The following is an 8,836-nucleotide window of genomic DNA, read 5'->3' as shown; positions in this document are numbered from 1 at the left end:
GCTCGCGCTCAAACAGGGCGTGATCGGCGGCGCGGGCTTCGACGTGCTGACTTCAGAACCGCCGCGCGCGGGCAACCCCTTGCTCGAGCTGGATCTGCCCAACTTAATCCTGACGCCGCATGTCGCCTGGGCGAGCCGCAACGCCATGCAGATCATGGCCGATCAGCTGATCGACAACATCGAGGCATTCATTCATGGCGCGCCGCGGAATCGTGTCGTTTGAAAACGGCCCGGCTCCAAATCGAAATGTTTGACAGATGTTTTGCCTGAACTTGCGGTCTGCTGCATACTCCGTCTGTCACAACCAGGGCGATCTTACCGATCGATCATGAAAATACAGCGTAGCGTCTTTTTTGTCTCGGACCGCACCGGTATCACGGCGGAGCTGCTGGGAAAAACACTGCTGACGCAGTTCCCCGATGTCGAGTTTCACAAACACACCACGCCCTTTGTCGACACGGTGGAAAAAGCCGAGGCCGTGGTTGCTGAAATCAACCGTGTTACGCTTCAGGAAGGAAAACCGCCGATCGTCTTCAGTACTTTGATCAACGATGACGTGCGCGCCGTGGTCACTTCCGCCAACGCGCTGTTTCTCGATTTTTTCGCGGACTTCATCGGCCGGCTGGAATCCGAGCTCGGTCTGACCTCGTCCCACGCGCTCGGTCTCAGCCACGGCATGGGCGACGAACTGGCCTACCAGAAGCGCATGGACGCGGTGAACTACACCCTTTCACACGACGACGGCGTCAACACCGCCAACTACAACCGGGCCGAGGTGATCCTGACCGGCGTGTCGCGCACCGGCAAAACGCCGACCTGCCTTTATCTCGCCATGCAGTATGGAATCCACGCCGCCAACTACCCGCTTACGCCGGATGATTTTTCTGACGGGATGCTGCCGAAACCGTTGCTTCCTCACCACGCCAAGCTGTTTGGCCTCACCATCCACGCCGAACGGCTGGCGAAAATTCGCAACGAACGCAAACCGGGAAGCCGTTATGCCTCGCTGGAAAACTGTCGCAGCGAACTGCGCGCCTCCGAATCTCTGATGCGCCAGGCGCAGGTTCCTATCCTCGACACCACAACCAAGTCGGTGGAGGAGATCGCCATTTCCATTCTCCATGCCACGGGATTGATCAAGCAAGTTAAAAGCTAGCGGAATAAATTACTCAGAGTTTTGTCTGCTTTACAGCAACGTCATCGCGCAGGTAAATCGGAAGCGCTTGCTCCGGTTTCAATGCTGTTCCTTTTTCATACAAATAAGCACCAAGCTGTGCCACAAACCGGGCGCGAGGGAAACTTTGCGCGCGCCATGCCGCCACACGATTCTTCAGGCGCGCGGTTAGCACGGCGGCATACTGATCCCAACCGCTGCCGACGCCAACCCATCCGGCATCATCGGGTACTGGCACCTGCATAGGCGTCAAGACTTTTTCCTCGCCGACAGGTTCGGCCATTCCTTGTGCGTTACGAATGTAGGCACCCCAGTACACCTGATGCATGCGCGCGTCGAACGCCGCCAGCACACGCGCAGCATCGACTCCCTGCGCCAGGGCCGCGAGCGAGGATACCGGAACCACCGGCAGATCCGCGCCGAAAGCCAAACCCTGCACGACGCCGGCGCAGATGCGCAGGCCCGTGAACGATCCCGGTCCGCGCCCGAAGGCAATGGCATCCAGTTGCGTCAGCACCTGGCCGCCTTCGGCCAGCATTTCCTGCACCATGGGAAGAATACGCTCGGAATGCTGACTGCCGGTTTCAAAACGCTCCCGCACTTCGCCATCCGTCCACAAGGCGACGGAGCAGGCTTCGGTGGAGGAATCCAGTGCGAGAATTTTCAAGGAAGAGATTACCCGCGCCGTGTGCGACAGCTGACAGTCAAGCGTCCACCGCTATTCCATCGCTCAGTTTCAGCCAGCCTTTGAGGATGCGGTAGACCAGCCACAGCGCAAACACGAAAAGGATGAGCTGGCCAACAATCAAGATATAAGTGACAAATCCCAACAAGATCCATGGCAGGCCGAACCAGAACGTGCGTATCTGCCAGCGGAAATGCGATTCGAGCCAGGTGCCTTGCGCGTCGTCGCGCTTGAGGTAGCTCAGTATCACCGCGATGAAATAAGGAAACACGAGGAACAGGCTCGCCGCTTGCAGGGCATATACCACCGTGGCGATAGTCTTCAGCGACTGGCGATCGGGTTGACGACTGTTGTTAGTTGTCAGCGGTGTGCTCATGGCGCTCCCGGACCTGCCGGATGGTGCGACGATTCATGCTCCGGCGGCTGGCAGGCGCGGCATCCGGGCCGGAATATCGAATAATAACGGAAGAACACGAATATCCATACCGGCAATAATCCGATCCACAACCATTCCCACAGACCGGCGTGCAATTCGCCTTTCCACCAGCCAACGGTGACGGTAATGGATTGCAAAAAACTGAAGGCAAATGCCATCCACAACACAAACGCGAAGAGAAGTTTTCGTCTCATGTGCTTCAGCGACCCGTCTTCCTCTGGCGCAATTCACCCAGCCGCCGTTTCAGCTGCTCCGCCAACAGGATTCTGTCCGTCCTGATCATTCGGTGATCGCGTTTACGCATGGCCCATACCGGATCGGGAAAATGCGCGTCGTCGGCGAATCGCGGTATCACGTGCCAGTGCAGATGCGGTACCTGGTTGCCGAGTGAAGCGAGATTGATCTTGTCGGGATGCATTGACTCGCGCAATGCCTGCTCGACGGCGAATACCACGGCCATGAAATGGCCGCGATCTGTTTCGGTCAGGTCGGTCATTTCCTTCACATGTTGTTGCCAGATCACGCGGCAGAAACCGGCGTAATCCGGATCGTCCACCAGTATCACCCGGCAGCGAGTATCGCTCCACAAAGCGGTTTCCTTGTCAGGCCGGCAAAGCGGACAGTCTGTCATCGCCGTCATCCGCTTCAGGCCTTGACCGGCCTGACCTTGGAGGCCGCGAGTTTGGCGCGGGCGCGGGCTTCGTTCGTATCGGCGCCATTGGCCAAGGCCACGCCCATGCGCCGGCGCGTAAACGCCTCCGGCTTGCCGAACAGACGCAGGTCAGATTGCGGCACACGCAGCGCCTCGTCAACGCCTTCAAACGCGATGCCCTTGGCGTCCATGCCGCCATAAATCACCGCACTCGCGCCCGGCGCGCGCAGGGCCACAGAAACCGGCAATCCCAGAATCGCACGGGCGTGCAATTCGAATTCGTTCTGGACTTGGCTAATCATGGTCACCATGCCGGTGTCGTGCGGGCGCGGGCTGACCTCGCTGAACCAGACATGGTCACCCTTGACGAACAACTCCACGCCGAAGATTCCGCGTCCGCCGAGGCTATCAGTGACTTTCCTGGCGATCTCGCGGGCCCTATTCAATGCTTTCATATTCATCGGCTGTGGTTGCCAGGACTCAACATAATCGCCCTTGATCTGCACATGCCCGATGGGATCGCAGAAGAAAGTCTCGACATCACCGGAATCACCCACAGCTCGTACCGTTAATAACGTAATTTCGTAATCGAACTTGATCGTCTCTTCGACGATCACCCGTGTCTGATTCACGCGCGCGCCGCTCATGGCGTAGTCCCATGCCTTGGCAACGTCCTCCGGGCTGCTCACGGTGGATTGGCCCTTACCCGACGACGACATCACCGGCTTGATGATGCAGGGATACCCGATTCCGCCATCGATTGCCTCCTTCAATTCGCCGAGGCTGGCGGCAAATGCATAACGCGAGGTTGGCAGCTCCAGCGTTTCGGCCGCGAGCCGCCGGATGCCCTCGCGGTTCATGGTGAGCTGCGCCGCACGCGCCATGGGGATAACCTCGGCGAGCTTATCACGCTCGATTTCCGCCAGCATGTCCGTGGCAATGGCCTCGATCTCGGGCACGATAATATGCGGACGCTCCTGCTCGACCAGCGCGCGCAGGGCGGCGCCGTCTGCCATGTTGATTACGTACGCGCGATGCGCGACCTGGTGCCCCGGCGCGTGGGGGTAACGATCCACCGCGATAACCTCAACCCCCAGCCGCTGCAAGGCGATGATCACTTCCTTGCCCAACTCTCCCGCTCCCAGCAACATCACGCGCGTGGCGCTGGGGCTGAGTGGTGTGCCGATTTTCATGTGTCTCCTTATTTTAATTTGGCGAAATGATCGTGACCTGTGAATGCCGGGCGATAAGGCCCACCCGATTCATCCACGATACGCAAGCCGGGCTCCGACTCGATCTCTCCGATGCAATGCAGCCCGCAAGCGAATTGAAGTTTCTCCAATGCGCCGATATTGTGCGGCGGCACGGTAAAGCACAGTTCGTAATCGTCGCCCATGGCCAGTGCCGCCTCCCAGCCGAACTTTGTGATATGCGCCCGGCAGACCGGCGACACGGGTATTTTATCGAGAAAAATGCATGCGCCGGCCTGGCTCTGCTCCAGAATATGTCCGAGATCCGCTACCAGACCGTCGGAAATATCGATCGCACTGTGCGCCAGACCACGCAGCGACATGCCTTCGAGCACACGCGGTGTGGGCCGGTCGAGATGCTCGACCACTGCGGCGAAATCGTCCTCAGACAGTCGCTGTTTTCCCAGCCGGTGCCGCAACGCCACAGCCGCATCGCCGAGGGTGCCGGTGACATAAATCCGGTCGCCTACCTTGGCGCCGGAGCGCCGCAACGCCATAGCCTCCGGCACAAATCCATGCGCCTCGATCCCGATCGCGAGCGGTCCGCGCGAGGTATCGCCGCCCACAAGTTGCACGTTGTAGGCGCGCGCCAGATCGAACATCCCTCCGCAGAATCGCTCAAGCCATTGTACATCTACTTCGGGCAGTGCCAGATTCAACAGGAACCATGCCGGCTCCGCGCCCATAGCCGCGAGATCGCTGAGATTGACGGCCAATGCTTTGCGACCGAGAGAGTGAGGTTCGACATCCGGCAGAAAATGCACGCCCGATACCAGCAGGTCGGAGGTCACGGCAAGTAGCTGGCCGGCGGGCGGATGCAGCAACGCCGCGTCATCGCCGATACCGGCGGCCACGTCGGCGCGCGACACCGGCTGGCGCGCGAAGAAAGTGCGGATCAGCTCGAACTCGTTCAAAGACCGAGGTCAGGCCGTGGAATGGGCGGCCTTGATTTCGTTCGCGCGCAGACCGGCGGCGACCTTGTCGAGAATGGCGTTGACGTATTTGTGACCATGTTCGGCGCCGAAGGTTTTGGCGAGTTCCACAGATTCATTCAGAATAACCTTGTAGGGAATCTCGGGGTGAAACTCGAATTCGTAGGTGCCGATGCGAAGACACGCGAGCTCGACCGGATCTACATCATTCAGCTTGCGGTCGAGATGCGGGGAGATGTGATCGTCCAGCTCGTGAATGTGCCGTGGTATCTCACGCACCAGATGGTGAAAGTACTCGACGTCGATACCATTCATCTCGTGGTCGAGGATGAAATGATCTTCAATGTCGCCCGGCGGCTGTTGGGTCAAATGCCACTGGTATAGGGCCTGAACGGCAGCACGGCGCGCTTTGTGACGACTGCCCTTGTTCATGATGTCCCCTCAAATACGCAGTTTCTTGAGCAGATTAACCATCTCGATGGCGGTTAACGCGGCATCCACACCCTTGTTGCCGGCCTTGGTGCCGGCGCGCTCGATCGCCTGCTCTATAGTATCCACCGTCAGCACGCCAAAAGCCACCGGCAGATCGAACTGCATTCCCACCTGCGATACGCCCTTGGCACATTCACCGGCGACATATTCGAAATGCGGCGTCTCACCACGGATCACCGCGCCCAGCGCGATCAGCGCATCGTATTTCTTGGACGCCGCCATGGTCTTGAGTGCCAGCGGCATCTCGAATGCGCCTGGCACGCGTACGACATCGATGTTGGCTGCTTCGGCGCCGTGGCGCACGAGCGTATCGACCGCGCCTTCGAGCAGCCGTTCGCCGATAAAACTGTTGAAGCGTCCGAGTGCAATACCGAAACGCGCGCTGCGCGCGATCAAATCGCCGTCTATGTTCTTTACGTCGCTCATCGGGATACCTTTTTCTCTTTGTTGTGCCGGTGATGATCCTGTGTGGACGGCGTCTTACCGCCCTCGATGTATCCTACAATCTCGAGCCCAAAGCCGGACAACCCCGGCGCTTTCATGGCATGACCCAGCACGCGCATCTTGCTCACGCCAAGGTCGGCGAGAATCTGGCTGCCGAGGCCGTAGGTGCGCATTTCGGCGCGTCCCGGTTTGCCACTCTTCGATTCTAATGCTTTGCCCTGTTCCTGAAAATGCCGGATGCGTTGCACGAGATCGGCGGGCTTTTCTTCCTGCTGCAGGATAACCACGACACCGGCGCCTTCCGCCGTGACATGCGTTAGCGCCTCATGCAGCGTCCAGGAACCGGCGCGATGCGCCGTGGTGACCAGATCCAGCAGACTTTCCTGGACGTGCACCCGCACGAGCACCGGCCGGTCACGGTGGATGTCGCCGCGGACAAGCGCCAGGTGCACGGCATCGCCAATGTCGTCATGAAAGGCCACGACGCGGAAGTCGCCGAATTCAGTCGGCATCACACATTCACCGACACGCTGAATCGTGGATTCATGCTCCGTCCGGTAGCGGATGAGATCGGCGATGGTGCCGATCTTGAATCCATGCCTGTTGGCGAACTCCTCCAGTTCCGGCAGGCGCGCCATGGTGCCGTCTTCATTCATGATCTCGCAAATGACGCTCGCGGGTTCCAGTCCCGCCACGCGCGCGAGATCCACGCCGGCCTCGGTGTGTCCGGCGCGCGCCAGCACACCGCCGCGCTGCGCCATCAGCGGAAAGATATGCCCCGGTTGTACGATATCGCTCGGTATGGCATTGCTTTTGACTGCCGCCTGGATGGTGCGTGCGCGGTCGGCAGCGGAAATGCCGGTGGTGACGCCCTCCGCCGCTTCGATGGAAACGGTGAAATTGGTCGCACGCCGGTGATGTGTGTCGCTGACCATGAGTGGCAAGTGCAACTGGCGGCAACGTTCCTGGGTCAGGGTGAGGCAGATCAGTCCGCGGCCGTGACGCGCCATGAAGTTGACGTCTTCCGGACGCGTATGCACCGCAGCCATCACCAGGTCACCTTCATTTTCGCGGTCTTCGTCGTCCATCAGCACGACCATGCGACCGCGTTTTATCTCGTCAATAATCTCGTTTACCGGGCTTATCGGCATAAATCCATTACAAATTCCGGGATTGGGCGTGCATTATCACCTATTTTCGCACCGGATGCGCTGATCTCAGCCATATCAAGCCCTTAAGTCTGGGGTCACCGCTTGTCGGGGCTTCTTGGTCTTCCGTCCCACCTCGCCATGCTATTCGCCAAACCCGCGCCATACTTTAGAGAGTAAGCGGGTTCTGCCAGGGAGGGCGGCATCCGCTGGTTTTTTCCTGATCCATATATAAAAACCCATGACCGCCAAGGCCGACAAGCTGCAAAGCACCGTCATTATATCCGGTCGATTCACCGAACGGCGGGCGCAAGTCAGCGCAACGCGTCTGGACGATGATCCGGCAGCGGAGGTGCTCGAGCCCGGCAGCATGGTCGGACGTTATCTGACGCTGAGCCGCGTGGGCGTCGGCGGCATGGGGGTGGTTTACCGCGCCCATGATACTGAATTGAATCGTACCGTGGCGCTGAAGGTATTGCCGCCGCAGCTTTGCAAACACACCGAATATCTCAAGCGTTTCCGCACCGAGGCGCAGGCCCAGGCGCGGCTGAACAGCCCCCACATCATCACACTGTACGAACTGATGGAGCATCCTGCCGGAGAGATACTGGTGCTCGAATACGTTGAAGGGGAAACGCTCGAAAATCGTCTACGTCATTACGGCCCGATGTCTGTTTCCGAGGCGATCCGCATCTTCGATCAGGCGCTGCGCGGCGTGGAACACATCCACCAGATGGGCGTGGTGCATCGCGATCTCAAGCCAAGCAACATCTTCATCACCCGCGATGGTGTGATCAAATTGATGGACTTCGGCGTCGCACGGCTCATGGACAACCACGACCCGTCACAGAACGGCACCATGGTTGGGACACTCCTTTATATATCCCCTGAGCAGATCAACGGTCGGGAAACCGACTGCCGTTCTGATATCTATACGCTCGGCGTCAGTCTGTTCGAAGCCGTCACCGGACGACTTCCCTTCGAGCGCCGCAGCGATTACGCGCTCATGCACGCACACGTGCAGGAAAATCCACCGAGCCCAAAGGAATTCCAGCGCCGACTGCCGCGCGAGCTTGAATCTGTCATTCTCAAGGCAATTGAAAAAGACCCGAACCGGCGATTCCAGACAACCGCTGAATTCCGCGCCACCCTACTTGGACTCGGTCTGGTTGAACGCCGCCAAACCACTCTCAGTCGCACCGGCAACGAAAAACGCCGCCCATGGAAGCGCCAGCAAGAATCCGCAGGGCAGCGTATCTGGGGCGGCGCATGGTTTGATGTTTCCCTGGCAACCATGGCATTGCTGCTGGTACTGGCGTTCGATATCTATCCGTTGCATAAATTGTCAGAGGATAATAACTTTGCCGCCAATGCTGCCACACAAAAGGTCGCGCAGCGGAAATCGACCATAACCGCCCCCAGACAGTCTGTTTCCATGGCACCTAAAACCACTGAATCAAATCAGGTCGCCGCCAAAAAAACCCGCGACAAATATGAGACTTTGCGTCAGGCTTGGGGCAGCTGAACCATTACGGAGATTCATCGTTGTTTGACATGACGCGCGCTCAGCGCTGCTTCCACCTGCGCCGGCTTGTTCCGGTTATTCTCGTCGGATTAAGTCTG

12 protein-coding genes are annotated in these 8,836 nt (G+C 58.8%); 3 read left to right on the top strand and 9 right to left on the bottom strand.

The features are described from left to right. On the top strand, nucleotides 1-223 hold a 223-nt coding region (locus WB402_RS09405; protein ID WP_424207207.1), incomplete at its 5' end, for an NAD(P)-dependent oxidoreductase. 105 nt (nucleotides 224-328) lie between these two features. After that, entirely contained in the window at nucleotides 329-1,156 is an 828-nt protein-coding gene (gene ppsR / locus WB402_RS09400; protein WP_424207205.1) for a posphoenolpyruvate synthetase regulatory kinase/phosphorylase PpsR, read from the top strand. Between the two features lie 13 nt (nucleotides 1,157-1,169). On the opposite strand, the gene tsaB is transcribed toward ppsR, so the two are convergent. The 9 genes from tsaB to ribBA are packed head-to-tail and all read right to left on the bottom strand — an operon-like array spanning nucleotide 1,170 to nucleotide 7,216. Further along, complete coding sequence (gene tsaB / locus WB402_RS09395) at nucleotides 1,170-1,841, bottom strand: tRNA (adenosine(37)-N6)-threonylcarbamoyltransferase complex dimerization subunit type 1 TsaB (RefSeq protein ID WP_424207203.1); 672 nt, start codon at nucleotides 1,839-1,841, stop codon at nucleotides 1,170-1,172. A 37-nt stretch (nucleotides 1,842-1,878) separates the two neighbouring features. After that, complete coding sequence (locus WB402_RS09390) at nucleotides 1,879-2,235, bottom strand: DUF4870 family protein (protein WP_424207201.1); 357 nt, start codon at nucleotides 2,233-2,235, stop codon at nucleotides 1,879-1,881. Next, the gene (locus WB402_RS09385) at nucleotides 2,232-2,489 is read right to left on the bottom strand and encodes a hypothetical protein (RefSeq protein WP_424207199.1); all 258 of its coding nucleotides are present in this window, start codon (nucleotides 2,487-2,489) and stop codon (nucleotides 2,232-2,234) included. The genes WB402_RS09390 and WB402_RS09385 overlap by 4 nt, the downstream gene beginning before the upstream one ends. A gap of 5 nt (nucleotides 2,490-2,494) precedes the next feature. Beyond that, entirely contained in the window at nucleotides 2,495-2,926 is a 432-nt protein-coding gene (locus WB402_RS09380; RefSeq protein WP_424207197.1) for an HIT family protein, read from the bottom strand. Nucleotides 2,927-2,940: 14 nt separating this feature from the next. After that, on the bottom strand, nucleotides 2,941-4,140 hold the full coding sequence (gene purT / locus WB402_RS09375) for a formate-dependent phosphoribosylglycinamide formyltransferase (RefSeq protein WP_424207195.1): 1,200 nt from the start codon (nucleotides 4,138-4,140) through the stop codon (nucleotides 2,941-2,943). An 8-nt stretch (nucleotides 4,141-4,148) separates the two neighbouring features. Next, nucleotides 4,149-5,111: a thiamine-phosphate kinase gene (gene thiL, locus WB402_RS09370; RefSeq protein WP_424207193.1), complete on the bottom strand. Its 963-nt coding sequence runs from the start codon at nucleotides 5,109-5,111 to the stop codon at nucleotides 4,149-4,151. A 9-nt stretch (nucleotides 5,112-5,120) separates the two neighbouring features. Beyond that, on the bottom strand, nucleotides 5,121-5,561 hold the full coding sequence (gene nusB, locus WB402_RS09365) for a transcription antitermination factor NusB (protein ID WP_424207191.1): 441 nt from the start codon (nucleotides 5,559-5,561) through the stop codon (nucleotides 5,121-5,123). 9 nt (nucleotides 5,562-5,570) lie between these two features. Beyond that, on the bottom strand, nucleotides 5,571-6,047 hold the full coding sequence (gene ribE, locus WB402_RS09360; RefSeq protein ID WP_424207189.1) for a 6,7-dimethyl-8-ribityllumazine synthase: 477 nt from the start codon (nucleotides 6,045-6,047) through the stop codon (nucleotides 5,571-5,573). Further along, on the bottom strand, nucleotides 6,044-7,216 hold the full coding sequence (gene ribBA / locus WB402_RS09355; RefSeq protein WP_424207187.1) for a bifunctional 3,4-dihydroxy-2-butanone-4-phosphate synthase/GTP cyclohydrolase II: 1,173 nt from the start codon (nucleotides 7,214-7,216) through the stop codon (nucleotides 6,044-6,046). Before ribBA ends, ribE begins: the two co-directional genes overlap by 4 nt. A 238-nt stretch (nucleotides 7,217-7,454) precedes the next feature. Here ribBA and WB402_RS09350 point away from each other — a divergent pair, with 238 nt between their 5' ends. After that, nucleotides 7,455-8,738: a serine/threonine-protein kinase gene (locus tag WB402_RS09350; RefSeq protein WP_424207185.1), complete on the top strand. Its 1,284-nt coding sequence runs from the start codon at nucleotides 7,455-7,457 to the stop codon at nucleotides 8,736-8,738. The last annotated feature ends 98 nt before the right edge of the window (nucleotides 8,739-8,836 follow it).

Source organism: Sulfuricaulis sp. (assembly GCF_049587675.1).
Classification (GTDB): Bacteria; Pseudomonadota; Gammaproteobacteria; order Acidiferrobacterales; family Sulfurifustaceae; genus Sulfuricaulis.
The sequence above is the reverse complement of the archived record's forward strand: the minus strand, read 5'-3'. Positions and strand labels throughout refer to the sequence as shown.